Source organism: Deinococcus sp. NW-56 (genome assembly GCF_002953415.1).
In the GTDB taxonomy this organism is placed as follows: Bacteria; Deinococcota; Deinococci; order Deinococcales; family Deinococcaceae; genus Deinococcus.
On the sequence record NZ_CP026516.1, the window covers coordinates 439,035 to 461,967 of the forward strand.

General features: G+C 69.6%; 19 protein-coding genes, 2 tRNA genes and 1 pseudogene. 10 read left to right on the plus strand and 12 right to left on the minus strand.

Translation table 11 applies throughout. The features are described from left to right. Window positions 1-34 precede the first annotated feature (34 nt). Window positions 35-1,507, plus strand: a complete 1,473-nt coding sequence (gene murJ, locus C3K08_RS02350; RefSeq protein WP_234009212.1) for a murein biosynthesis integral membrane protein MurJ — start codon at window positions 35-37, stop codon at window positions 1,505-1,507. Window positions 1,508-1,563: 56 nt separating this feature from the next. Here the strand turns inward: murJ and C3K08_RS02355 are convergent, their stop codons facing one another. Continuing rightward, a complete protein-coding gene (locus tag C3K08_RS02355; protein WP_104989867.1) occupies window positions 1,564-2,130 on the minus strand; it encodes a YdcF family protein in 567 nt (188 codons plus the stop codon). 162 nt (window positions 2,131-2,292) lie between these two features. On the opposite strand from C3K08_RS02355, the gene topA reads away from it, so the two are divergent. From topA to mqnC, 3 genes are read left to right on the plus strand one after another with little or no spacing between them, the layout of a single operon-like run. Then, a complete protein-coding gene (topA, locus tag C3K08_RS02360) occupies window positions 2,293-5,220 on the plus strand; it encodes a type I DNA topoisomerase (protein WP_104989868.1) in 2,928 nt (975 codons plus the stop codon). Between the two features lie 3 nt (window positions 5,221-5,223). Then, window positions 5,224-5,550, plus strand: a complete 327-nt coding sequence (locus C3K08_RS02365; protein WP_104989869.1) for a hypothetical protein — start codon at window positions 5,224-5,226, stop codon at window positions 5,548-5,550. Between the two features lie 28 nt (window positions 5,551-5,578). Next, on the plus strand, window positions 5,579-6,751 hold the full coding sequence (gene mqnC, locus C3K08_RS02370; protein ID WP_104989870.1) for a cyclic dehypoxanthinyl futalosine synthase: 1,173 nt from the start codon (window positions 5,579-5,581) through the stop codon (window positions 6,749-6,751). A 12-nt stretch (window positions 6,752-6,763) separates the two neighbouring features. Here mqnC and C3K08_RS17795 read toward each other — a convergent pair whose 3' ends face one another. Beyond that, window positions 6,764-6,982, minus strand: a complete 219-nt coding sequence (locus tag C3K08_RS17795; RefSeq protein ID WP_158679814.1) for a hypothetical protein — start codon at window positions 6,980-6,982, stop codon at window positions 6,764-6,766. 141 nt (window positions 6,983-7,123) lie between these two features. Here C3K08_RS17795 and C3K08_RS02375 point away from each other — a divergent pair, with 141 nt between their 5' ends. After that, window positions 7,124-8,383: a glucose-1-phosphate adenylyltransferase family protein gene (locus tag C3K08_RS02375; RefSeq protein ID WP_104989871.1), complete on the plus strand. Its 1,260-nt coding sequence runs from the start codon at window positions 7,124-7,126 to the stop codon at window positions 8,381-8,383. An 85-nt stretch (window positions 8,384-8,468) separates the two neighbouring features. Beyond that, window positions 8,469-9,494 carry a tRNA dihydrouridine(20/20a) synthase DusA gene (dusA, locus tag C3K08_RS02380; RefSeq protein ID WP_104989872.1) on the plus strand — a complete coding sequence of 342 codons (1,026 nt, stop codon included), beginning with the start codon at window positions 8,469-8,471 and terminating at the stop codon, window positions 9,492-9,494. Window positions 9,495-9,584: 90 nt separating this feature from the next. On the opposite strand, the gene C3K08_RS02385 is transcribed toward dusA, so the two are convergent. Both C3K08_RS02385 and C3K08_RS02390 read right to left on the minus strand, forming a co-directional pair. Continuing rightward, entirely contained in the window at window positions 9,585-10,826 is a 1,242-nt protein-coding gene (locus C3K08_RS02385) for a TCR/Tet family MFS transporter (protein ID WP_234009134.1), read from the minus strand. Between the two features lie 84 nt (window positions 10,827-10,910). Further along, window positions 10,911-11,990 (minus strand): M42 family metallopeptidase, encoded by a 1,080-nt coding sequence (locus tag C3K08_RS02390; RefSeq protein WP_234009135.1) that lies wholly within the window; start codon window positions 11,988-11,990, stop codon window positions 10,911-10,913. Window positions 11,991-12,026: 36 nt separating this feature from the next. Here C3K08_RS02390 and apaG point away from each other — a divergent pair, with 36 nt between their 5' ends. Continuing rightward, on the plus strand, window positions 12,027-12,422 hold the full coding sequence (apaG, locus tag C3K08_RS02395; protein ID WP_104989875.1) for a Co2+/Mg2+ efflux protein ApaG: 396 nt from the start codon (window positions 12,027-12,029) through the stop codon (window positions 12,420-12,422). On the opposite strand, the gene C3K08_RS02400 is transcribed toward apaG, so the two are convergent. The 3 genes from C3K08_RS02400 to C3K08_RS02410 are packed head-to-tail and all read right to left on the minus strand — an operon-like array spanning window position 12,419 to window position 15,468. Next, entirely contained in the window at window positions 12,419-12,892 is a 474-nt protein-coding gene (locus C3K08_RS02400; protein ID WP_158679815.1) for a DUF4262 domain-containing protein, read from the minus strand. The genes apaG and C3K08_RS02400 overlap by 4 nt on opposite strands. A gap of 34 nt (window positions 12,893-12,926) precedes the next feature. Beyond that, window positions 12,927-14,648, minus strand: coding sequence for a GAF domain-containing sensor histidine kinase (locus tag C3K08_RS02405; RefSeq protein ID WP_104989877.1), 1,722 nt, complete (start codon window positions 14,646-14,648; stop codon window positions 12,927-12,929). A gap of 58 nt (window positions 14,649-14,706) precedes the next feature. Then, window positions 14,707-15,468, minus strand: a complete 762-nt coding sequence (locus C3K08_RS02410) for an RNA methyltransferase (protein WP_199776970.1) — start codon at window positions 15,466-15,468, stop codon at window positions 14,707-14,709. Between the two features lie 79 nt (window positions 15,469-15,547). Here C3K08_RS02410 and C3K08_RS02415 point away from each other — a divergent pair, with 79 nt between their 5' ends. Next, the gene (locus tag C3K08_RS02415) at window positions 15,548-16,258 is read left to right on the plus strand and encodes an alpha/beta fold hydrolase (RefSeq protein ID WP_104989878.1); all 711 of its coding nucleotides are present in this window, start codon (window positions 15,548-15,550) and stop codon (window positions 16,256-16,258) included. On the opposite strand, the gene C3K08_RS02420 is transcribed toward C3K08_RS02415, so the two are convergent. Next, window positions 16,227-17,585 (minus strand): glycogen synthase, encoded by a 1,359-nt coding sequence (locus C3K08_RS02420; protein ID WP_104989879.1) that lies wholly within the window; start codon window positions 17,583-17,585, stop codon window positions 16,227-16,229. The genes C3K08_RS02415 and C3K08_RS02420 overlap by 32 nt on opposite strands. Before the next feature lie 88 nt (window positions 17,586-17,673). Between C3K08_RS02420 and C3K08_RS02425 the strand changes: the two genes are divergently transcribed. Continuing rightward, window positions 17,674-17,749: transfer RNA gene (locus C3K08_RS02425), tRNA-Ile, on the plus strand. Window positions 17,750-17,764: 15 nt separating this feature from the next. Next, window positions 17,765-17,839 (plus strand) — tRNA-Val (locus C3K08_RS02430). A 295-nt stretch (window positions 17,840-18,134) separates the two neighbouring features. Here C3K08_RS02430 and C3K08_RS02435 read toward each other — a convergent pair. The 4 genes and pseudogenes from C3K08_RS02435 to C3K08_RS02445 all read right to left on the minus strand — a co-directional run bounded on the left by C3K08_RS02435 (window position 18,135) and on the right by C3K08_RS02445 (window position 22,915). Beyond that, a complete protein-coding gene (locus tag C3K08_RS02435) occupies window positions 18,135-18,440 on the minus strand; it encodes a nucleotidyl transferase AbiEii/AbiGii toxin family protein (RefSeq protein WP_104989880.1) in 306 nt (101 codons plus the stop codon). Further along, window positions 18,430-18,990 carry a type IV toxin-antitoxin system AbiEi family antitoxin domain-containing protein gene (locus tag C3K08_RS02440; protein ID WP_234009136.1) on the minus strand — a complete coding sequence of 187 codons (561 nt, stop codon included), beginning with the start codon at window positions 18,988-18,990 and terminating at the stop codon, window positions 18,430-18,432. Before C3K08_RS02440 ends, C3K08_RS02435 begins: the two co-directional genes overlap by 11 nt. Window positions 18,991-19,029: 39 nt before the next feature. After that, a pseudogene (locus C3K08_RS18865) lies at window positions 19,030-19,245 on the minus strand (AbiEi antitoxin N-terminal domain-containing protein); the annotation flags it as partial. 1,120 nt (window positions 19,246-20,365) lie between these two features. Beyond that, window positions 20,366-22,915, minus strand: a complete 2,550-nt coding sequence (locus C3K08_RS02445; protein WP_199776971.1) for a DNA methyltransferase — start codon at window positions 22,913-22,915, stop codon at window positions 20,366-20,368. Window positions 22,916-22,933: the final 18 nt, after the last annotated feature.

Consider the following 22,933-nt stretch of genomic DNA (forward strand, 5'->3'; position numbering starts at 1 on the left):
CCGGCGCTCGCTGCGGGTGAACACCCTGATCGTGATGGCGGGGACGCTGGGGTCAAGGCTCTCGGGCATCGTGCGGCAGCAGATCATCAACCTGTTCGACGCGACCCTCACCGACGCCTTCACGGTCGCGGTGCGGGTGCCCAACCTGTTGCGGGAACTGCTGGCGGAGGGGGCGCTCGTCAACTCCTTCATTCCGGTGTACAAGACGCTGGACACCGTCGACCGCAAGAAGCTGGCGCAGGCCTTCAGCGGCGTGCTGATCGCGGTGAACCTGCTGCTGATGGCGCTGGGCATCTTCGCGGCCCCGTGGATCGTGGACCTGCTGACCGCCGCGAACTCCAACGTGGACCCGGCGCTGGCGACCTACATGACCCGGCTGGTGATGCCTTTCCTGATGCTGATCAGCCTCTCGGCGGTGGCGATGGGCCTCCTGAACGCCGACGAGCATTTCAAGGAAAGCAGCTTCGCGCCCGTGGCCTTCAACCTCGCCTCCATCGTCGCGCTGCTGCTGTTGCCCGATACGGCGACGTGGTTGGCCTTCGGGTGGCTGATCGGCGGAGTGGCGCAACTTGTGGTGCAGCTTCCGGCGCTCTCGCGCTTCGGGGTGCTGCCCACGCCCGCGCTGCGCGGCCACCCGGCGCTGGGGCGGGTGCTGCGACAGATGGCCCCCTTCACGCTGACGGCGGGGGCGCGGCAGTTCCTGAACGTCTACGTGACCCGGTTGCTCACCAACAGCAGCCAGTTTCCGGTAGGGACCCAGACGGGCTACGCCAACGCGGAGGCCCTCTTCACGATGGCGAACGGCCTCTTTGTGGTGTCGCCCGTGCTCGCCCTCTTTCCGCGCTTCTCGCAGTACGCCGCCGACCGGGACTGGGCAGCCTTCCGGGCGCTGACGGTGCAGGGCCTGCGGACCACCACCTTCTTTGCCGCGCCCATGAGTGCGCTCCTCGTCGCGCTGGCCCCCTACGCCGTGAGCCTCTTCAACCTCAGCCGGGATTTCGAGGCCCCCAAGTTCGCGGCGGGGTCGGGCATCCTAACCGGGTGGGCGCTGGCGCTGGTGCCCTGGGCGGTCGTGACCGTGCTGCTGCGGACCTTCTACGCCCGCGAGCGCACCCGCGAGGCCGTGGTCGTCAGCGCCGTGGGCTTCGTGCTGGAAGTCGGGCTGTACAACCTGCTGGTGCCCCGGCTGGATTTCCTGGGATTTGGCCTGAGTACGGCGATCAGCGGCGTGCTGATGGCGGGAGCGCTGGTACTCATGTACCGCCGCGCCCTGGGCTTCCCCTCGCGGGAGGTCGCCGCGCACCTGCTGCGGGTGGTGCCGCTCGCTGCCGCCGCTGGACTGGCCGCGTGGCTGGTGTCTCTGGTGATGCCCGAGCCCGGCTTTATCGTGCCCGGCGTGATCGGTCTGACGTTGGCCGGGGGTGTGGGGCTGGCCGTCTACCTCGCCGGAGCGCTGGCCCTGCGGCTGCCGGAGGTGGCGGGGGTGCTGCGGCGACTGGGGCGGTGAGCCGTATAGCCCGGAGAGGAGGGTGGGAGACGTTCCGAAGCGTCTCCCACCCTCCTCTATCGCACCCCCACCACCGCATACCCCACCAAAGCCAGCCGCTCCCGCAGCAGGTAGCGCCCGGCGGGGGGCCGACTCAGCGGGCTGGGGCTGGCGTTGGCGGTGACGCCCAGGGCGTGCGCCAGGCCCAGGGCGCGGGGCGTGTGCGCTGGGTCAGTCACCAGGGTCAGCGGCGTGGCAGGGGGCAACAGGGCACGGGCGCCGCGCAGGTTCTCGACGGTGGTGCGGCTGGCCGTCTCCGCGACCAGGGCCGAGGCCGGAACCCCCGCCGCCCGCAGGTACCGCACCCCGACCTCGCCCTCCGAGTGGGGGTCGCCGGGCCGCCGTCCGCCCGTCACCACGACGCGGCGCACTCCACCCGCCCGGTAGAGCGCGAGGGCGTGGTCCAGTCGCCGGGCAAAGGCCGGGCTGGGTGTGCCCGCGTACTGCGCGGCCCCGAGAACCACGACGGTCGGGTAGGGCGCTTTCACCGGGGTCGGAACGCGGGGAAGGAGCAGGAAGCCGAGAACCAGGCCGAGCAGCACCAGCAGCGGCAGCAGCGAAGCGGTGGACCCCCGGTCACGCATGGGAGGCGAGCGTAGCACGGGGGCGGGTGGCCCTTCCTGAGCGTTTGGGACCCTCTCCGCCCCCTCTCCCTGGCGCAGACCGCAATCGCATTCCGCGCCGCCGTCCGTCCCGGAGAGAGCGTGCTACGCTCGGCGCACTTCGCCCCGGTGGAGCCCCCTCTTATGCCCAGAACCCTCGTGATCGTCGAGTCGCCCGCCAAGGCGAGAACCATCGAGAAGTACCTCGGAAAGGGGTACGCGGTGGAGTCCTCCATCGGGCATATCCGCGACCTGCCCAAGAGCGCCGCCGACATCCCCGAGAAGTACAAGGGCAAGGCCTGGGCGCGGCTCGGGCTGGATGTGGAGCATGACTTCCGGCCCCTGTACGTCGTCGCGCCGGAAAAGCGGCAGCATGTCGCCCGCCTGAAAAAACTGGCCGCCGAGGCCGACGAGATCATCCTGGCGACCGACGACGACCGCGAGGGCGAGAGCATCGCCTGGCACCTGTATCAGGAACTCAAGCCCAAGGTCCCGGTGCGCCGGATGGTCTTCCACGAGATCACCAAGGAAGCCATTCAGCAGGCGATCCAGAACCCGCGCGACATCGACACCAACCTCGTGGAGGCGCAGGAGGCCCGCCGGGCGCTGGACCGCCTGTACGGGTACGAGGTCAGCCCGGTCCTGTGGAAGAAGGTCGCGCCCAAGCTCAGCGCGGGCCGCGTGCAGTCGGTGGCGACCCGGATGCTCGTCGAGCGCGAGCGCGAGCGGATGCGCTTCGTGAGCGCGGTGTGGTGGGACCTCGTGGTGACGGGGCGCACGGCGGCGGGGGCCACCTTCCCGGCCCGCCTCACCGACGTGGACGGGGTGCGGCTGGCGACGGGCAAGGACTTTGACCCCCTCACCGGGCGGCTGAGGGACGGCGCGGGCGTGCGCCTGCTGGACGAGGCGGCGGCCCGCGCCCTCGCGGACGGCCTGACCGGGCAGCCCCTCCGGGTGACCTCGGCCGAGGAGAAGCCCTTTACCCAGCGGCCCTACGCGCCCTTTATCACCTCCACGTTGCAGCAGGAGGGGAGCCGCAAGCTGGGCTTTGCGGCCACCCGGACGATGCGGGCGGCGCAGCGGCTCTACGAGGGCGGGTACATCACCTACATGCGCACCGACTCCACCAACCTCTCGACCGAGGCGGTGACAGCGGCCCGCACCCAGGTGAGGGCGATGTACGGCCAGGACTACCTCTCGCCCCAGCCGCGCGTGTACGCCAAGAAGGCCAAGAACGCGCAGGAGGCGCACGAGGCGATCCGGCCCGCTGGGTCCAGCTTCCGCACACCCGACAGCCTGCGCGGGGAATTGTCGGGCGACGAGTGGCGCCTCTACGACCTGATCTGGAAGCGCACGGTGGCCTGCCAGATGGCCGACGCGCGGGGCCGCAGCCTGCGGGTAAAGCTCGCGGGAACAGCGACGACGGGCGAGGCAGTAGGTCTGAGCGCCTCGGGCCGCACCATCGACTTTCCCGGCTTCCTGCGGGCCTACGTGGAGGGAAGCGACGACCCCGCCGCCGCCCTGGAGGACCGCGAGACGCCGTTGCCCCCGCTGAAGGAAGGCGAGCGCGTCACCGCCGAGTCGGTGAAGGCCGAGGACCACGAGACGCAGCCCCCCGCCCGCTATACCGAGGCCTCGCTGGTGCAGGCGCTGGAGGGCGCGGGGATCGGGCGCCCCAGTACCTACGCGAGCATCCTGCACACCATTCAGGAGCGCGGCTACGCGGTCAAGAAGGGGCAGGCGCTCATTCCCACCTGGACGGCCTTCGCCACCTCCGCGCTGCTGGAGGGGCATTTCGGGAATCTGGTGGACTACGACTTCACCGCCCGGATGGAGGAGGCCCTCGACGACATCGCGGGCGGGCGGGCGCAGCGGGTGCCGTACCTGCGGCGCTTCTACCTGGGCGAGGGCGGCGAGGGGATGGCCCTGCGGCCCCTCATCGACTCCAAGATGGGTGAGATCGACGCGCGGGGCATCGCCACCATCCAGGTGCCCCGGCTCGCGGGGAGCGGGATCGAGGTCCGGGTGGGCCGCTACGGGGCTTACATGCAGCGCGGTGAGGAGAAGGTCAACCTCCCCGACGATCTGCTGCCCGACGACCTGACGCTGGAAAAGGCCGAGGACCTGTTCAGCCGCCCCACCGGGGACCGCGTGCTGGGCGAGGACCCCGCGACCGGGCACCCAGTAGTGGCGCGGGCCGGGCGCTACGGCCCCTACGTGACGCTGGGGGATGAAACGCCGCCCATCCGCTCGGCCAGCCTCTTTCCCGGCGATGACCCCGCCACCATTACGCTGGAGCGGGCGCTGCGGCTGCTGAGCCTGCCCCGGCTGGTCGGCGTGGCGGAGGGCGAGGAGATCTGGGCGCAGAACGGCAAGTTTGGGCCGTACCTCAAGCGCGGGAACGACTCGCGCAGCCTCGCCACACACGAGCAACTGTTCACCGTGACGCTGCCCGAGGCCGAGGCGATCTTCATGCAGCCGCGTTTCCGGGGCAAGGGAGTCGCCGCCGCGCCGCTGCGAACCTTCGAGTACGGGGGGGACCGCGCCCCCATCCTGCTGAAGTCGGGTCGCTTCGGGCCGTACCTCACCGACGGCGAGCGCAACGCTACCCTCCGCAAGGGCGAGGACGAGGCCAGTCTGACCGCCGAACGTGCGCTGGAGATTCTGGAGGAGCGCGGCAAGGAGCCAAAGAAGAAGCCGGGGACGCGGGCGGCCCGAACCGGGGCGAGGGCCGGGGCCAAGACGGGCACGGCGAAGAAGGCGGCACCCCGCAAGGCGGCCTCGGGCACCGCGACCCGCAAGACAACGGGGAAAGCCACGGCCAGCAAGACCGCCGCGAAGAAGTCCACGACGAAAGCGGCTGCACCCAAAGCTCCCGCCCTCACTTGGGCCGATCTGAAACCGCACCTCGGCGTCCTGAGCGACACCGAGCGGGCGCTTGTCACCGCCACGCGCGACCAGGGGCGCAAGGTGGAAGACGTGGCCCCGGAACTCGGCCTGGACGTGAAAAAGGCCAAGGGCATGGCCCTGCAAGCCAGCAAGAAGCTCAACCAGGCGGCACGGGGAGGCTGAGGGTTGCCCCTGCGTCCCGCCCGCCCCGAGCCGCCCCAGGCCCTGCACCTCGCGCGGCTGGCGGGAGGCACGCCGGGCGAGTGGGTGGCCCTGCCCGGCGGCGGGCTGCGGGTGCTCGCGCTGCCCGGCAAGGTGGGCGGTCCCCCCGTGACGGGCTGGCTGACCTGCCTCGCGGGAGAGGCGGTCCTCGACCTGCCGCACGGCGAGTTCGTGCGGCTGCGGGCCGCCGAGGGCTACCGGGTCACGCCCGCCGAACCCTGGACCGCCCTTCCCGTCAAGGCGGGAACGGTCCTCCTGCTCGTCCCCGAGGGTGAGGGCCGGGACGCTTGACGCCCCCCGGCGGTGCTAGCGTGCGGGCATGACGGCGGACGTGCGCGTAGGTGTCGGAGTGCTGGAGAAGGCCGCCTCCGGGGTGCGGCTGGAGGCGCAGGAGCTGGAGGCGCTCTACGCCCTGCCCCTTCCCGAGGTGGCGGCGGTGGCGCACGGGCTGCGGCTGGAGCGCTCCCCCGCCGAGGTCGTCACCTTCCTGATCGACCGCAACATCAACTACACCAACATCTGCAACGTGGGCTGCAACTTCTGCGCCTTCTACCGCACCCGCCGCCAGAGCGACAGCTACGTGCTGGACTACGAACAGATCAGCGCCAAGATCCGTGACCTGGAGGCGGTGGGCGGCACCCGCATCCTGCTTCAGGGCGGGGTTAACCCAGCGCTGGGGCTGGATTATTACACCGGGCTGCTGCGGCATGTGCGCGAGCATCACCCCACCATCCGCATCGACGCCTTCTCGCCCGAGGAAGTTCTGTTCATGGAAAAGAGCTTCGGCCTGAGCCTGGACGAGCTGCTCGATACCCTGATCGACGCCGGGCTGCATGGGCTGCCGGGGGCAGGCGGCGAGATTCTGGAGGACGAGGTGCGGGCCAAGGCCGCCCCCGCCCGCATCCGCAGCGCCGACTGGTTCCGCATCATCGACGCGGCGCAGCGCAAGGGGCTCTATACCATCGCCACGATGGTGATCGGTTTCGGTGAGACGGTCGCGCAGCGGGTGCGCCACCTCACCCGGTTACGCGAACAGCAGGACCGGGCGCTGCGGGAGTACGGCGGCAACGGCTTTTCGGGCTTCGCTCTGTGGACCCTCCAGACCGAGCACACCCGCCTCGCGGGCAAGGCGCCCGGGGCCTCCGCCCACGAGTACCTCCAGCAGCTCGCGGTCGCGCGGATCGCGCTGGACAACTTTCCCAACCTGCAAGCGTCCTGGCCGGGGCAGGGCTTCAAGGTCGCGCAGGCCGCGCTGTACTACGGGGCGAACGACCTCGGCTCGACCATGCTGGAGGAGAACGTCGTCTCGGCGGCGGGCGGGCACGGGCGGCACCGGGCCACCGTGCGCGAACTCGTGCGGATCGCGGTCGACGCGGGCTTCACCCCCGCCATTCGCAACAGCCGCTTCCAGATCATTGAGTGGCCTGACGCGGACGCCGTGCTGGGCCGGGCGGCGACCAACCCCGAGGCAGAGCGGGCGGTCGGGGCGTAGGGCGGGGGTCCCTCACCCCCTCGCTGCGCGAGGCCCCTCTCCCAGAGGCAGAGGGGTCTTTGCCTCTACTCCCCACCTGCGGTCAGGCCGGGTGCCCTCCACGCGGCCGGGCGGAGTGCGGCGGGAGTCTTCTCCCAGGCCACCGTCGGGGCCGAGGTTCAGCCGGGCCTGCCGGGCGGCGGCGTGGGCCATCAGCGCGAGCAGGACCATCAGGACGAGGAGTGCGAACATGGGACCAGCCCAGGGGGCGGGCTTCTCATGTGCCTTGCCAGGGCCTGAAGGACGCGGGGGGTCTGGCGGGGGAGGCTGGGTGAACCCCCCCCGAACGCCCCCTCATGTGGCGGCGGGAAGCCGCCCCGCAGACTGACCCCTGTGAATACGCGCATCGCGGGAAAGAAAGTGCTTGCCATCGTCCTCGCCGGGGGCAAGGGCAGCCGCCTCGCTCCCCTCACGACCGAACGGGCCAAGCCCGCCGTGCCCTTTCTGGGCACCTACCGATTGATCGACTTCTCGCTTTCCAACCTCGTCCACAGCGGCGTGCAGGACGTGTGGGTGATTGAGCAGTACCTCCCGCACGGTCTCAACGACCACCTCTCGGGCGGGCGGCCCTGGGACCTCGACCGCACGCGCGGCGGGCTGGTGGTGATGCCGCCCTTTTCCAGCCCCGAGAACGAGGACGGCGAGTTCGCGCAGGGCAACGCCCACGCCCTCGCCCAGCACGTGCCCCTGATGCGCGAATTCGCCCCCGACGTGGTACTGGTCATGAGCGCCGACCACATCTACAAGCTGGACTACTCCGACGTGATCCGCGAGCACGTCCGCCGGGAGGCCAGCGTCACGATGGTGACGACCGACCTCGAAGACGAGGCGCAGGCCACCCGCTTCGGCAACGTGCGGGCGGACGGCGAGGGGAAAGTGACCGAGTTCGCCTACAAGCCCGATGAGCCGCTGGGGAAGACCGTGACCGCTGAGGTCTTCGTGTACGACGCGGCCATTCTGATGGACACCCTGGAGGAGCTGGAGCGGCAGGGCGAAGTGGGCGATTACGGCGAGGAACTGTTGCCCGCCCTCGTCGCGCGGGGGGACGCCTACGCCTTTCCGCTGGAGGGCTACTGGATGGACGTGGGCACGCTGGACGCCTACATGCAGACCCATCAGGACTTTCTGGACGGCCAGGGCTTCCCGCTGGACACGCCCGACTGGCCCTTTATCACCAGTTCCATCGCCCGGCCCCCCACCCGGATTCACGGCTCGGCGCGGCTGGACCACGCCTACGTCTGCGGCGGCGCGGTGATCGCGGGCGAGGTGATCGGCAGCGTGGTCGGCCCCAACGCGGTCGTGGAGGAGGGGGCCAGCGTGCGCGGCAGCATCGTGCAGCCGGGGGCAGTCGTGAAGGCTGGGGCACGGGTCAGCCGCGCCATCGTGGACGTGGGAGCCGTGATCGAAGCAGACGCGGTCGTCGGGGGCCAGAGCGCCAACAGCCGCCTGAGCGTGATCGGGGCGCACAGCGTCGTGAAGTCGGGCGCGAAGGTTGGCCCCGGCCTGATCGTGGAGCCGCGCCAGACGGTCCGCGCCGGGCGGGAGGACGAGGTCGCGCAACCCGCCGAGCGAGACGACAAGGCCGGAAAGTAAAGGCAGAGGAGCTGGGGAGCCGTGGGCCAATGCCTGCGGTTCCCTTCCCATTTGGCCCCGCGCCCACCCCGTACACTGCCGGGCGATGAGCGCCGCCTCCCGCCCTCCCCACACGCTCTCGGTCGCCCCGATGATGGACTGGACCGACCGGCACTGCCGGGTCTTTCACCGCACGTTGACCCGCCGCACCCTCCTCTACACCGAGATGGTCACGACCGGCGCGATCCTGCACGGCGACCGAGAGCGGCACCTGGGGTTCTCCGGCATTGAGCACCCGCTTGCCCTGCAACTCGGCGGCTCGGACTCGGCGGCGCTCGCCGAGTGCGCCCGCATCGCCGAAGACTGGGGCTACGACGAGGTCAACCTCAACTGCGGCTGCCCCTCCGACCGGGTGCAGAGCGGCGCATTCGGCGCCTGCCTGATGGCGACCCCCGACGTGGTGGCCCGCGCGGTGGAGGCGATGCGGGGCGCGACCCGCCTGCCCGTGACGGTCAAGCACCGCATCGGCATTGACGATCTGGACAGTTACGAACATCTGACCCGTTTCGTGTCCACCGTCGCGGCGGCGGGCTGTGAGACCTTCATCGTCCATGCGCGTAAGGCGTGGCTCTCCGGCCTCTCCCCGAAGGAGAACCGCGAGATTCCCCCTTTGCGTTATGAGGTCGTGCGACAGGTCAAGGCCGACTTTCCGGGGCTGACAGTGGTTCTGAATGGGGGCGTCCTGACCCTGGAGGCCGCGCGTGAGCACCTGGGCTGGGCCGACGGTGTGATGATCGGGCGGGCGGCTTACGGGGACCCCTACATCCTGGCGACCGCCGACCGCGACGTGTTCGGGGAGGACGTGGCCCCGCCCACCCGCCGGGAGGCGATTGAGGCTTATCTGCCCTACGTCGCGGCACAGCTGGAGACGGGCCAGCCCCTCAACCGGATGATGAAGCACACCCTGGGCCTGTTCGCGGGCCAGCCAGGAGCGCGGCACTGGAAGCGCACGCTGAGCGAGGAGGGCCACCGCCCTGCTGCTGGGCTGGACGTGGTGCGCCGGGCGTTGGCGGGGGTGCCGGACAGCGTGCTGGACGCTCGGCCGGGGGTAGGGGAGGAGCAGGCGGTTTGACCGCTGCAAACCTTTGACAGACGGACAGCAGCGAAAACAAAAAACCCCCTCACCAGTCGCCCAGTGAGGGGTCTTGCTTCGTCTACCGTTCTAGCTCTGCTTCCCCGCCCGGCGCAGCACCACGCCTGCCACCACCGTCCCGGCGAGGCTGAACAGCGCCGCCATGTAAAAGGCCGCGCCGGGTTCGTGGTACGGGTTGCCGGGCCGGGTAAACGCCGCGAAGACGCTGGTGGCGACCAGCGGCCCGACCACCCCGACGAGGCTCTGCACGCTGGTCAGGGCACCCTGCACCCGCCCCTGCTCGGTGGGGTCCACCCGGCGGCTGATCAGGCCCTGAATGGACGGCCCCGCGATCCCCGCCAGCGACCCCAGGACGATGGAGGCGTACAGCATGGCGTCCGTGCGGGCCGCGCCCAGCAGCAGGTACTGCACGACGCCCAGCAGCAGCCCGGTGATGATGGCCCCGCGCTCGCCCAAGACCCGCACCGCCGTGCCCACCAGCCCCGCCTGCACGACCGCCGAGAGCAGGCCCACCAGCGCGAGCGCCAGCCCGTTCTGGGTGGCTGACCAGTCCAGCACCCGCTCGGTGAACAGCACCCAGGTGCTGAAGATGACCTGCTGCGCCATCCCGATCAGCACGAACGCGGCGGCGAGGTTGCGCACCAGCGGGTAACGCCCCAGCACGGTCAGCGGCGCGAGGGGATTGAGGCGGATGCGCTCGGGCGTGCCCCGGCGCTCCGGCGGCAGCGACTCGGGCAGGATGAAAAAGCCGTAGGCCGCGTTCAGCAGCGCGAGCACCGCCGCCACCAGGAAGGGCAGCCGCGCGTCCACGTCGCCCAGCACCCCGCCCAGGGCCGGACCTAGGATGAACCCCACTCCGAAGGTGGCTCCCAGCAGCCCGAACGACCGGGCGCGGTTCTCCGGCGCCGTGACGTCCGCCAGGTAGGCGTTCGCCACCGTGATGCTCGCCCCGGTGACCCCGGCGATGACCCGGCCCACAAAGAGCCACCACAGGTTCGGCGCGAAATACAGCAGCAGGTAGTCCAGCCCCAGCCCCAGCAGGCTGAGCAGCAGCACCGGCCGCCGCCCATAGCGGTCCGACAAGGCCCCCAGGATGGGCGCGAAGATGAACTGCATCAGCGCGTAGACGGCCGTGAACACGCCCAGCAGCCGCGCCCCCTGGGTGGGATCGCCCGCGAGGTCGCTCACCAGCCCTGGAAACACCGGGATAATCAGCCCCACCCCCATCACGTCCAGCAGGACGGTCAGCAGGATGAAGGGCAGCGCGGCACGCCGGGCCGGAGCCGGGGAGGGGAGAGGGGGGGAAGTCACCCGCCGAGTGTAGGCGCGGGGCTGGCTGTCGGCCATCCGCCAAAACGCCATGTGCCCAGCGAGCGACCCCGCCGCAATCCGGTCTCAGCGCAGGAACTCCTCCCCGCCCTCCAGCCGCCGAATCCACGCGGCGATGATGTCGGTGCAGGCCTTCACGTCGCGGACGTCCACCATCTCGGAGGGCGAGTGCATGTAGCGGTTGGGAATGCTCACGACCGCCGTGGGCACGCCGGAGCGCACCAGCGTCAGGGCATCGGCGTCGGTGCCGGTGTAGCGCCCGCTCGCGCTGAGGGTGTAGGGAATGCCTTCCTCGCGGGCGGCGTCCTGCATCTGGCGCAGGATGGCGGGGCTGGTCATCGGCCCCACGCTGAGGTTCGCGCCCGAGCCGAAGGGCACGGTGCCGTACTTCTTCTCGGAGACGCCGGGCTGCCCTGTCTCGTGGGTCACGTCCACCGCCACGCCCGCGACCGGATTCAGGCGGTGCCCGCTGACGTGCGCCCCGAACACGCCGATCTCCTCCTGGCTGGTGCCCACGGCGACCACCCGGTGCTTCAGGTCGGTGTCCTTCAGCGCCCGCAGGGCTTCGAGCACGATGAAGCCGCCCACCCGGTTGTCCAGCGCCCGGCTGACGATCTTCTCGCCCACCCGGATCGGCCCCTGCTCAATGACGCCGTAGGTGCCCACCGGAACGCGCTGCTGGACCTCCTCCTTACTCAGGCCAACATCGATCCAGAGGTCTTCGAGCTTCGAGGCGTTCTTGCGGTCCTCGGGTTCCATCACGTGAATCGCCTTCTTGCCGATCACACCCAGAAGGTCCCCGCCCGGCGCGAGCAACCGAATGCGCTGGCCGACCAGCACCTGCGGGTCCCAGCCACCCACGCCCAGCACGCTGATCAGCCCGTGGTCCCCGATGTGCGACACGATCAGCCCGATCTCGTCGAGGTGCCCCATCAGCGCAATTGTCGGGCCGTCCTCTGGGCCGAGTTCGGCGTACACGTTGCCGTAGTGGTCTTCCGAGACGCGGGCAAAAGAGGCCGCTTCCTGCTTCCACACGTCGGCGGCGCGGCGCTCGCAGCCGCTGGGGGCGGCCTCGCGCAGCAGGGCGAACAGGAAGTCCTCGTTGATGGTGGCGGGGGCACTGCTGGTCGGATTGTCCTGGGTCACGCGGCCCAGTCTAGGCTCCCCGGCTATCCTCGCCCCATGAGCCATCCTGCCTATGCCCCCACCCCCGACGTGCGGGTCCGCGTGGAGGTGAGTTATCTCGCCGCGCATTCGGCGGCGGGGCGGCACCTCTTCGCCTACGTGATCCGCATCGAGAACCACTCGGACGACACCTGGCAACTGCTCGCCCGGCACTGGGACATCGTGGACGGTTCGGGCCGTCACACGGTCGTGGACGGCGAGGGCGTGGTGGGCGAGCAGCCCGTGCTGGCGCCCGGCGGCGTCTTCGTCTACGACTCCTTCGTCACCCTGGAAGACCCGCCCGGCCAGATGAGCGGCCACTACGTGATGCAGGACGCCTGGGGGGTGCGGGCGCGGGTGCCGATTCCGGCGTTCGGGCTGGTGGGGGAGGCGGGGGGGCGGACGCTGAACTAGGGAGTACTCAGCAGGGGTTGAAGCTCGCGCCACTCGGGGTTGAAGTCGTCCTGCCAGGGGTATAGTCCCTCGCTATCCGGCCACACGCATTGCAGGGCCTCAAAAGGTTGTTGCCCGTAGAGCCACAGGGCAGTCCCCAGATACTCCGTGAAATGGCCCGCCGCGACCCTGACAAAGGCGCAGTCATAGCCCTCCAGAAGTTCTGGGGACCGCTGACCATCCTCGAAACCCTGCTGTCCAGTCTGCACGGCGTCGCCAATGAGGTTGAGGACGTGGTGCATCAGGTCAAGATCGAGCCCTACCATGACCATTTCCGGGTGGTTGTAATTGCCCCACAGCCCCACTGTGAAGGCAAAACCTGGGCCTTCCTCGTCCTCAGGAACTTTAACGACCGCCCAGCCATACGTTTGAATGTTGCTGAGCAGTTCGCGCTCGAAGTCGTCCTCGGGAATGGGAAAGGCGAACGCCATCCGGCAGTCTGGCATGGCCGCTCCCAGGAGGCCCTCACGCCTGCGGCACCTCCGCCTCCACCAGCGTGCCGTGCCCCGGCTCGCTGAGCACGCGGTACTTCCCGCCCCGGCTCTCCACCCGTTCGCGCATCTGCATCAGGCCCAGGCCCCCGGCGCTGCTCACGCGGCCCGACACCTGCTCAGGGTCGAAGCCCGCGCCGTCGTCCTGCACGCGCAGGGTGACCCGGTGGCCCCCGTGCAGGCTGACGGTGACCTCGCGGGCGCGGGCGTGTTTGGCGACGTTGTTCAGGCTCTCCTGCAGGATGCGGAAGACCACCGCCTCGTCTCCCGGCGCGAGGTGGATGTCCCCGGTGATGTTCAGGGTGGTGCGGACATCATTTTGCTGGCCGAAGTCCTCGACGTAGCGCCGCACCGTCTCCAGCAGCCCGTAGCGCTCGAGGTCGATGGGCCGCAGGGCGAAGATCGAGCGCCGGACCTCCTTGATCTGCTCGCGCAGCAGGACGGTGGCGGCGCGGACCTCCTCTTCGGCCTTTTCCGGCTCGCTGTGGACCTGCCGGGCCACCACGTCGAGCTTGAGGGCGGCAAAGGCCAGCGACTGCGCCACCCCGTCGTGAATCTCACGGGCGATGCGGGCGCGTTCGTCGCTGATGGCGAGTTCTTCCGAGTAGAGGTAGGCGCGGGCATTGCGCACGCCCAGCGCGGCCTGCGCCGCCAGCAGCGCGAGGAGGGGGAGGCGGGCGTCCTCAAAGGCGCCGGTCCGCTCGTCGCCCAGCACCAGCACGCCCACCAGCCCCTGCTCGTCGCGCATGGGAAAGCCCAGGGCGGAGGTCGCGCCGGGAAAGACCTCGGCAGCCTCGCCGTCCTCCGCGACCAGGGGAGTCCCGGCCTCGGCCACCCGCTCCACGAAGGCGGGGGCCAGCGAGCCGCGCCCGCCCTGCTCACCGGTCCAGTCCTCGGCGTATTCCAGCCGCAGCAGTCCGTCCTGATCGCGCAGGTAGGCCGCCCGCGCCCCCGCCTGCACCCGCTCGGCCATGTTGCGGGTCACGCGGGCGAGCAGGCGGCGCATGTTGCGCTCGGCGCGGATGGATTGGTCCACGCTGTAGAGGGTCATCAGGTCCAGGGTGCGCTGCCGGGCCGCCTCCACCCCGGTCGCCACCTCGGCGGCGATGGCCTGCGCGAGGGCCTCGGTCTGGGGGGTCGGGGGTTCGGTGAAGTGCAGCGCGAGTGCTCCCCCGCCGGGGATAGGCACCCGCAGCGGAAAGCGGGCCTCCCCCATCCCGCCCTCGCCTGCCGCCGCCGCGCTGAGGCCCCCCGGCACCGTCAGGGTGGCGTGTGCGGCCCCGGTCGCCCGTACCGCGCCCCGCGCGGCGACCTCCACCACCGCGCCGAGGTCCGGTGCCCCGCTGAGGTCACGCATCAGCTCCTGCACCGCCTGAAGCTGCCCGTGCGAGGCGCTGAGCTGCGCGTAGGTGGCCCGCAGTTCACGCTCGGCCCGCTCGCGGGCGCGGGTGCCCTGCGCGATCCACTCCACGCTGAAAAAGGTCGCCGCCGGGCCGACCAGTCCGTAGAACAGCAGGTGTGCCCAGACCTCGGACCGTGGATTCTGAAGGCCCGCGATCAGCAACTCCACCACCGCCACCACCAGCACGATCAGGGGCGGCAGCACGTTGCGCAGCAGCCGCACCCGGCGCGACAGCGGCCAGTCCCTCACCGGGAGGGCGGCGGGCGCGGCAGGGGGGGCAGGCAACTCGGTCATGGGGGACAGTGTAGGGAGGGGGTGGTCCCGCGCTCCGTAATGCTCGGCGCCGTGGGCGTCAGTCCGGAGTGGCCCCGTCCGCCGGAGGGGTGGTGGTCCCCTTCCCCTCTACCGTGCCGCGCCGCGCCGCGTCCCCCACCTTCCACTCCACCTGCCGCAGCAGCCCCCGGAAGAGGCGGCTCTCCGCGCTGCTCATCAGCGAGCGGTCCAGCATCGCCCGCCACAGCCGCAGCGTGTGCCGCGCCCGCACTGCGTCGGTGTAGCCGATCAGGTGCATGGTCTGGTGCAGGTGGCTGTACATCGCCTCCATTTCCTCGCGGGTCGCCGTCTTGCGCTCGCTGGCAGGCACCTCATCTTGCGCCTGCAAGAACTCGTAGCACACCAGCAGCACGGCTTGCGCGAGGTTCAGGCTGGCGTAGTCCCCGGTGGGCACCCGCACGGTCACCTGACACTGCTCCAGGTCCGAGTTCACCAGCCCCGTCTCCTCCGGCCCGAACACCAGCGCCGGGGCCGAGGCCGCCCGCACCAGCGGCCGCACCTGCGCGGGGTGGCGGGGCGCGGGGAGGTCCGCGCGAATCCGGGCCGAGGTCCCCACGCTGAGGTCGCGGTCGGCCAGGGCGTCGCGCAGGGTGGGGTAGACGCGGGCTTCGCGCAACAGGTCCGCCGCGTGGACCGCCATCGCCACCGCCTGCGAGTCGAGGTGGTCGCAGCGTGGGGCGACCAGCCGCAGGTCGCGGGCGCCCATGTTCAGCATCGCGCGGGCCGCCGAGCCGATGTTGCCGGGCGTTTTAGGAGACACGAGGACGACGGCGAGGTTCACGCCCGGGATGCTAGCGCGGCCCGCCCGGCTCAAGGCCCGCTCAATGGCCCTTCCGCTCCCGGCGCCCTAGCCTGACTCCATGACCGCTCCTGCGCCCCGCACCGTCCTGCTCCTCCACGCCTACCCCCTCTCCGCCGCCATGTGGGACGACCAGCGGGCGGCGCTGGAGGCCGAGGGATTCCGGGTCGTCGCGCCCAACCTCCCCGGCTTCGGGGGAGAAGAGGGGGCGATCACGACGCTGGAGGACGCGGCCCGCGACCTGCTCGGGACGTTGCCGGAAGGTGACCCCCTCGCCGTGGTGGGCCTGAGCATGGGCGGCTACCTGGCGATGGAACTGCTACGCCAAGCTCCGGAGAGGTTCACCCGCGTGGTGCTGGCCGACACGTCCCTGCGGGCCGACGACCCGGAAAAGGCGCAGGACCGCCGTGATCAGGCGGACCGGGTGGAAGACGAAGGCCGGGACTTCATCCTTCACGCGGCGGACAAGGAACACTCGCCCGCGACCTTCCGCCGGGTGCGCCCGATGATGGAGGCGGCCACCCGCGAGGGGATCGCCGGAGCGCTGCGGGCGATGGCCGTGCGGGGCGAGCAGCGCGACACCCTCCGGGGGCTGGAGGTGCCCCTCCTCGTGCTGGTGGGCGAGCAGGACCAGATCACACCTGTGGAACTCGCCCAGGAGATCGCGGACGCGGGGCGCGGTGAGCTGCGGGTCCTTCCGGGGGCCGCGCACCTCTCCAACCTCGACAACCCGGACGCTTTTAACGGGGCGCTGCTGGCTTTCCTGCGCTGACCCTGCCATACAGGTCGAGGTAATGCCGGGCGGGGTTCTCCCAACCGAAGTCCAGTTCCATGCCGCGAATCATGCGGGCTGCCCAGGCGGGGCGGTCCTCCAGTTCCCGGCGGGCCTCGGCGCACGCGGCCGTCAGCGCCTGCGGGCTGGCCTCGCTGAACAGGAAGCCCACGTCGCCCGGCACAGTGTCCACCAGTCCCCCGGTCGCCCGCACGACGGGCAGGGTGCCGTAGCGCAGGGCGATCATCTGCGACAGGCCGCAGGGCTCGAAGCGGCTGGGCATGGCAAAGGCGTCCGCTCCCGCGTAGATGCGGTGCGCGAGGGGCTCGTTCATGCCCGACACGAAGGCCACGCGCGGGTGGTGCCCCCACCCCGTCAGCGCGGCGGTCAGCAGCGGGTCGCCCCCCCCTAACACGACCACGTTCCACTCGCGCACCAGTTCGGGCAACGCCATCAGCAGCAGGTCCATCCCCTTCTGGTCCGCGAGGCGGCTGACCACCCCCAGAACCGGGGCCGTGTCCAGCCCGAACTCGGCCCGGAGACGCTCGCCGTTGGGCACCTTTCCCGCCGGGTCACGGAAGGGCTGAATGTCGGGGTCGGTCGCCGGGTTCCAGCGGTCCTGGTCCAGCCCGTTGAGGATGCCGCTCAGCCGCCCTTCCAGCGTCAGGCGCACCAGCAGGCCGTCCAGCCCCTCCCCGTACTCGGGCGTGGTGATCTCCTGGGCATAGGTCGGGCTGACCGTGGTCACCGCGTCCGCGAAGGTCAGCCCCGCCTTCATCAGGTTGAGGTCCCCGTGAAACTCCACCCCCTCGGAGGAAAAGGCCCACTCCGGCAGCCCGGTCCACGTGCGGGCCTCGGGCAGATTCCAGCGACCCTGGTACTGGAGGTTGTGGATGGTGAAGGCGGTGCGCCAGCCCGCCAGATGGGCATGCGCGACGACCAGCCCCGCCTGCCAGTCGTGGCCGTGCAGCACGTCCGGCCGGGGGTCCAGCGCCTCCAGCACCGGCAGCGCGGCCCGTCCAAAGGCGCAGAAGCGCTCCACGTCGTCCGGGTGGTAGAGGCCGGGGCGGTCAAAGGCAGGGAGGCCCAGGAACAGGAAGCGCACGCCGCCCTCCCGCAGCTCGCCCACCCGCGCGGGGCCGACGCCGGGCACGTCGCCGCGCCAGACCTCGTCCGGCTCGCCCGCCAGGGCCGCGTACCACGGCGAGAGGACCGCCACCTCGGCCCCCAGCCGCGCCTGCTCGGCGGGAAGGGCCGCCAGCACGTCGCCCAGCCCGCCCGACCGGGAGTAGGGAAAGACCTCGGACGCCACGTGCAGGACATGCATGGCCCGCACGCTACCACCCCGGACCTGGCCCCAGGTTTGACAAGGGGCGGCCCCCCCCGGTACACTTCCCCTCGCTCGCCCGGCCCAGGGGCTCTTAGCTCAACGGTCAGAGCAGTCGGCTCATAACCGATTGGTTGCCGGTTCAAATCCGGCAGGGCCCACCACCAGCTTCAGCATCAGGGCGGTTAGCTCAGCGGTAGAGCACTCGCTTCACACGCGAGGGGTCGTAGGTTCAAATCCTATACCGCCCACCACACAGAAACCTCGGCTCAGCCGGGGTTTTTTCTTTTGTTGCGTGCTGTGGCCAGAGCCGCGTGACAGACAAGTGACAGACAACGGGCTTTTATGCGCCCTGCCTTGCATACGTCCGAGATCAACCGACCCGGACACCCGCAGATGTGCGTCACCGGATGACGCCCGGACGTGGCATGGTAAAGGAGCCATGAACATGAGCAGCGTCCGGCCCATACGGAGGCCGGTCTGGAAAAAAGGGAGCGCCCGATGAGCGCGGCCCGTTACCTGATGTCGGGTGAGGAACCGGAACCCAGGTCAACCTCCGTCCCGGTGATGACTGTGGAGGAACTCTCGGAGGTGCGGCGTGTGCTGGACCCGCAGACCAAGAGTCTCCAGCCGCGTTTTCAGGGCCGTCAGGGCCTCGTGGATGTGCGCCAGAGCCGTCTCGCGCTCTTCCAGCCCAGTGTAGGTGAGGTCGATGTCGACCGAGAGCCGGGGCAGGTCCTGCACAAAGAGGTTGATGGCGGTGCCGCCCTTGAGGGCCAGCCGGTCCTGGTCGCCCAGCTCGGCGAGCACACGCACCAGCAGGCGGACCTGCGCCTCGTACATCTCAGAAGCCATGGGCCTCCTCCCGCCGTGGCACCGTGATCAGGAACTCCGGGTCCAGGGTGCCGCCGGGCACGAGCTGCCGCTTGCCCTGTCCCAGGTCAAGGGCGTCCAGATCCAGCCGATCCAGCCAAGGATGCCCACTGGTACGGGCGAGGTGCAGGAAGACGCGGCGGGTGACCTTCCTGGTACTCGAAGTCAGGAGCTGCTGCACCAGGGCCGGACGGAGCGTCGTCAGGCCGGTGAACGTTTCGTAGGCCATGTCCCAGCTCTCGCCACGGGTGAGGCCGGCGGCGAGTTCGATGGCGGCCCGTTCCGGTGACGAGGTAAACACGGTCCAGCCATCCTGAAGTACAGGGACGATGCCAAGGAGGCTGGCAACGGAGACGTCGAAGCGAGGCTCACGCAGGTTGTCGGAGACACGCTCCGCTGGGAGGGTTTCGCGGATGACCGTTTCGTGGTGCCAGAGTGCGGGGAGTGGCAACCGCTGGAGCCACTCTGGCGGCCGGGCGCGCATATAGAGGTGTGCGGGTGTCTCCTCGCCGAGTGGCAGGTAGTGGGCCATACCCTGCAGGCTCAGAGCACTGAGGTGGCCCAGGTGTACAGCTGAGCCCGTCTGCTGGGCGCCGTAGAGCACGGCAGGCCAGGCCAGTGGAGGCCCGGGTCGCTGATAGGCACGCCCTGGCAGGGAGTGCAGCCACCCGCCCTGCACCTGGGCGTACACCGCGGCGCTGCTGAGGCCCAGCATCCGTAGCCAACCTATAGGTACAGGAACGCCCTCCGGCAGGCGGGTCTGCAAGAGGGCAAGTGGCTGGAGCATGGTTTAACTTTAGTTGAGAAAGTCGATACTGAGTTGATATAGCTGCAACTTTTTAAACTCGCCTCACTGGTTGGAGTGGGTTGGTGAAAAAGGCCTCCTAGCCCAGACCCATCTGCCGGGCTGCCGCCGCCGTGACGGCGATCTGCCGACTGCGTGAGCGCTGGGCGTACCGGAGCGTCATGGTGATGCTGCTTCCTGTTTCACCGCCAGTCGCCGGTAGGCCGCCAGCGCTGCCGCTTTTGCCTCCTGCGCCACCAGCGGGAACGTGCCCAGGATGTGGGTGAACTCGGCTTCCGTCAGGCCGTAGAGGTGTGCGACCCGAGCGTCTAGTTCAGCGCGAAGCGCGGCGCGGTCAGCCTCACCCTTCACGCCATCCATGTGACCGCGCAGGCCCGCTGCCCTCGCCAGATCATCGAACTCCGGCGTCGTGCAGATCAGCCGCGCCGCCGCCGTCACGATGGGCTGGAACTCCGGGTCGGCAGCGGTGAGGCGGGGAACGGGGAGTTGGTAGACGTAGAACATGTTGATGTTGGCCGACACCTTCTGGCGCAGGAAGTAGTCCAGCACGAAGCTGTTCATTACAGCGGTGAAGGCCAGGAACTCAGCAGGATCAAGACCCTCGCCGAGGTTGAAAGACTCCGAGGCAAAATTGTTGCTGGGGATGAGGGTGGATATCAAAGAACGCTCATTGGTGCTGCTTGCGATGCGTCGCATGGCGAAGCGAATGGACTGATATCCCAGTACTTGGCCTATATCCTTCTCTCGGCCCAACACGCCTTGCCGCCCCTCCGTCTCATTAACCCAATAGCGTGGCTGGCCCCAGTCATGTCGGAATTGGTGCATCATCTTGCCCTCGAATAGCGGCAGGCGGCCCGGTCCAGGCTCGGTGCGAAAGAGGTGGCTGTCGTTGGTCATGTCGAACTCGCGGGTCAGCTTCAGGTTCCAGGTGCCATCCAGTGGCTCGCCCAGCAGCGGGAAGCGCAGCATCTTCTCGGCGATCTCGGCGTCCTGCTCACTCTTGAACTCCATCACGCTCAGGCTGCCCGGCGAGAGGCGGCGCACGGTGTCCACGCTCAGTGTCATGCCCACGCCACCGGGGAAGTCCTGCAACTCGGCCACGTCATGCCGCATAAAGGCCGCCGGGAACTCGGTGGTCGCGCCGCCCTTGCGGAAGCTCAGGACGACGAACTTGAAGCGGCTGTCCACGTTCTCGAAGATCGTCTTGCGGTTCTCGAAGCAGAACAGGCCCGTCACCTCGGTGGCGTCGAACAGCAACTCGCGTAGACCCTTGGCACCCAGGTCGGTGTAGATGCCGCTGGGGATGACGATGCCGCACTCGCCGCCGTCCCGCAGCAGGCGGTAGCTCTGTTCCAAGAAGAGCTTGTACAGGTTCAGGTCGCTGCCGGTCTTGCGCCCGTTCACCGTGCTGCTCTGGTGCGTGAACTGCGGCGCGGTAGTAGGCGCTGACGTGCGGGAAGGAGGACTGGTAGGCCAGCCACTCGGCGCGGATGGCGTCGTCCTTCATCAGCTTCAGCTTTTCCTTCTCGAAGTCCTTGATGGTCATCTTGTTCTTGCTGACCGCCTGCGAAAAGGACTCCAGGAACTCCTTGCCGTTGGGCTTCACGATGTCCCAGGGTGGGTTGGCGATCACTGCATCGAAGCCTCCGCGCTCCATCACCTCGGCGAACTCGAAAGCCCAGTGAAAGGGCTTCAGGGCCGTGATGTCGGCCAGGGTGAGCGCCCGCTTGGTGGGCTTGCCCTCCTTGCCCTTCGCTGCGTCCCAGGTCGCCTGCTCGAACTTGATGCCCAGATCGTGGAACTGCTTGTGCAGCAGGGCGTCGAGCGTCTGGTAGGCGGTCTCCCGCTGCTGCTCGATCTCCTGGCGCAGGGCGGTCAGGTCGCGGATGCCCAGGCGGGCGGCGTGGCGGTAGTCGCGCAGCAGGCGCTGGCGCTCCTGTACGATGTCCCGGTAGGTCACGGCGCCCACGCCCAGCATCGGCGTCATGGCCGCGCCCCGGCCCCCGCCGCGCTGCGCGTTGTACGCCCGCTCGTCCACCTCCAGCAGACCCACCAGGCTGTTGCCCGCGAGGATGTTGAAGTCGATGTTGGGCAGGGGTTCGAGGTCGTCCAGCGTGTGGGCGCTGCTCACCAGGCTCAGGAAGAGGCGCAGCTTGGCGATCTCGGCGGCCTCCTCCATCAGGTCCACGCCGTAGAGGTTCTCGGTGATGATCTTCTTTTTCAGGTTGTAGTGGGCGCTCTGGTGGCCGCCGCGCAGCTTCTCTTCCCAGTCCAGCAGGGTGCGGTCGTTGAGCGAGACGATGCGGCCCATCAGGGCGCTGTAGATGTCCAGCAGGGTCTTGAGGGCCGCCACCAGAAACGCACCGGAGCCGCAGGCGGGGTCCAGCAGGCTGACGCTCTTCAGGCCGTCCTCGGCCAGCAGCAGCGAGCGCACCAGGTCCGCGTCGGCGCGGGCGATGGCGTCGTTGAGGTTGTGGTGCAGGTGGTGCTCCAGGGGGCGGCGCTCCCGGATCTTGTCCAGCACCAGCCGCCGCACCGTCTGCTCGCAGAGGTACTCGGTGATCTCCGGGCGGGTGTAGTACGCCCCGAAGCCCTTCTGGTTGATGTACTTCTCGAAGATGTGCCCGAGCACGTCGGGGTCCAGGCCACCCGCGTGCTTGTCCTGGTCACTGAGGTTCCAGGTGTAGCGCCCGAAGAGGTCCAGCACCTGCCCGAAGGCCCGGTCAGGGACGCGGATGCCGGAGTACTTCAACTCGATGCCGTGCCGCAGGAAGAGGCCGCCGTTGAGGTAGGGGATCTGACCCACCATGGCGCTGACCTCGGCGCTGCGCTGCTCTTCTGGAGCGGCGAAGGCGTCGAAAAAGAGGGTGCTCAGAAACTCGCTGTAGTAGCGGTCCGCCCCGCGCTTCTTGCTGGCGGCCAGGTGGTTCTGCAGGTACTGCCGGTCGCCGTCGCTGCGTGGTGTGGGGCGGCCCAGGAAGCCCTTACCCTGCAAGAAGTAGATGAACATCAGGCGGTTGAGCAGCACGCTCGCGTACCAGGCCCGGTCGCGGTCGTCGGAGATGCCGCCGATCTGGTCGGCGAAGTCCTCGCGCAGGGTGCGGAACTCGGTGTAGAAGCGCTTGACGACGCCCTCGGTGTCGAGTGCACTGCTCAGCCGCCGCGCCGCCTCGGTGACGCTGAGGTCCCCCTCGTCATCCAGCTCGGCCAGGTCGACGAACAGCCCGCTGAGCTTGGCCACGAAGAGGTCGTCGGGCTGGCCCTTGACGTAGGTGTGGGTGCGGGGCTGCACCTTGCGCTTCTCGCCGTCCAGCCCTCGCTTGACCCAGTACCAGTGGCTCTGGGTGCGCCCGGCGTCCACGAAGATCAGGACGTGCTCGCGAGACGTCTTGACCACCTCGTCGCTGACCTTGCGGCGCACCGGCTCCAGGGGCAGGGCAGTGGGGTCCTCGCCGCCGGTGACCTCGATGACCTGCACGCCGCCCAGCTGCGCGACGGGGGTCAGGCGGAAGGTCTGGCCGTCGGCGGTGACGGTGCGCGCGCCGCTCGCGCGGTTCCAGCCCAGGACGTTCATGACCTCGGCGAACTCGAAGGCACGCAGGTGCCCGCGCAGGGTCTTGAGTTCGGTGGTGCTCAGGGTGGCGTGGCTCATGGGGGGTCCTTTCTGGGG

What these genes read in the sequence shown, in the direction of transcription:
- murJ (WP_234009212.1), top strand. Translation starts at nt 35, where the DNA reads ATGGCGGGGACGCTGGGGTCAAGGCTCTCGGGCATCGTGCGGCAGCAG.
- C3K08_RS02355 (WP_104989867.1), bottom strand. Translation starts at nt 2,130, where the DNA reads ATGCGTGACCGGGGGTCCACCGCTTCGCTGCTGCCGCTGCTGGTGCTG.
- topA (WP_104989868.1), top strand. Translation starts at nt 2,293, where the DNA reads ATGCCCAGAACCCTCGTGATCGTCGAGTCGCCCGCCAAGGCGAGAACC.
- mqnC (WP_104989870.1), top strand. Translation starts at nt 5,579, where the DNA reads ATGACGGCGGACGTGCGCGTAGGTGTCGGAGTGCTGGAGAAGGCCGCC.
- C3K08_RS17795 (WP_158679814.1), bottom strand. Translation starts at nt 6,982, where the DNA reads ATGTTCGCACTCCTCGTCCTGATGGTCCTGCTCGCGCTGATGGCCCAC.
- dusA (WP_104989872.1), top strand. Translation starts at nt 8,469, where the DNA reads ATGAGCGCCGCCTCCCGCCCTCCCCACACGCTCTCGGTCGCCCCGATG.
- apaG (WP_104989875.1), top strand. Translation starts at nt 12,027, where the DNA reads ATGAGCCATCCTGCCTATGCCCCCACCCCCGACGTGCGGGTCCGCGTG.
- C3K08_RS02400 (WP_158679815.1), bottom strand. Translation starts at nt 12,892, where the DNA reads ATGGCGTTCGCCTTTCCCATTCCCGAGGACGACTTCGAGCGCGAACTG.
- C3K08_RS02405 (WP_104989877.1), bottom strand. Translation starts at nt 14,648, where the DNA reads ATGACCGAGTTGCCTGCCCCCCCTGCCGCGCCCGCCGCCCTCCCGGTG.
- C3K08_RS02415 (WP_104989878.1), top strand. Translation starts at nt 15,548, where the DNA reads ATGACCGCTCCTGCGCCCCGCACCGTCCTGCTCCTCCACGCCTACCCC.
- C3K08_RS02420 (WP_104989879.1), bottom strand. Translation starts at nt 17,585, where the DNA reads ATGCATGTCCTGCACGTGGCGTCCGAGGTCTTTCCCTACTCCCGGTCG.
- C3K08_RS02435 (WP_104989880.1), bottom strand. Translation starts at nt 18,440, where the DNA reads ATGGCTTCTGAGATGTACGAGGCGCAGGTCCGCCTGCTGGTGCGTGTG.
- C3K08_RS02440 (WP_234009136.1), bottom strand. Translation starts at nt 18,990, where the DNA reads ATGGCCCACTACCTGCCACTCGGCGAGGAGACACCCGCACACCTCTAT.
- C3K08_RS02445 (WP_199776971.1), bottom strand. Translation starts at nt 22,915, where the DNA reads ATGAGCCACGCCACCCTGAGCACCACCGAACTCAAGACCCTGCGCGGG.